The organism is Streptomyces flavofungini (genome assembly GCF_041028215.1).
In the GTDB taxonomy this organism is placed as follows: Bacteria; Actinomycetota; Actinomycetes; order Streptomycetales; family Streptomycetaceae; genus Streptomyces; species Streptomyces flavofungini_B.
Genome location: NZ_JASKYR010001444.1, coordinates 1 through 644, shown reverse-complemented (window position 1 = coordinate 644; position 644 = coordinate 1). Strand labels below are relative to the sequence as shown.

1 protein-coding gene and 1 riboswitch are annotated in these 644 nt (G+C 67.2%); the gene reads right to left on the bottom strand.

Annotated elements, in window-relative coordinates:
- Positions 1-369, bottom strand: a 369-nt coding sequence (locus AB8Z36_RS41565; RefSeq protein ID WP_369218505.1) for a PRC-barrel domain-containing protein, incomplete at its 3' end; no start/stop codon positions are given.
- 161 nt (positions 370-530) lie between these two features.
- Positions 531-629: riboswitch (glycine riboswitch) on the top strand.
- Positions 630-644: the final 15 nt, after the last annotated feature.

The window sequence follows — 644 nt, the reverse complement described above, 5'->3', positions numbered from 1 at the left end:
GTCCTGGTCCGCGACCTGGCCGAAATCGCGGTCCGGCGGCGGGGTGTGCGGAGGCGTCGTGTCCAGGCCGTAGTGGTGGTAGAGCTGGAGCTCCTGGGCGGGCGAGAGGTGGCGTCCGACCCCGAAGTCGGGGGCGTCCTTGATCAGGGCGCGGTCGTAGGGGATGCGCAGGGTGCCGTCGTCGACGAGTTCGCTGGGTTCGAGCGGCACGAACGCGTCACGGCTGAACAGGCCGGTGCGTATCGCGGCCCACTCCGGGGAGCCGGTGGCGTCGTCGAGATAGATCTCGTCGATCGTGCCGATTTTGGCCCCGTTCCGGTCGAACGCCTTCCGGCCGATCAGGTTGCGCGGATCGATGTCGGTCTGCACGGTCCCTCCAGCTGGTCGCGGGGTGTCGGGCACCGGGGAATCACCGGGAATGCGGACAACTCATCATTGTTCGTTCGTACTCACTACGAAAGAGCACTTCGCGGCAGGCGGCCACTTGAGGGATCGGCCATGGTCCTCGCTGGTAGGCTGGCGGTGGCCGCTGACCCCGTGCGGGAGAGCTCTCCGGACCGTGAATCCGGAGGCGCCGAAGGAGCAAATCCTCCCCGGAATCTCTCAGGCACCCGTACCGCACGGACGAGGTCACTCTGGAAAGC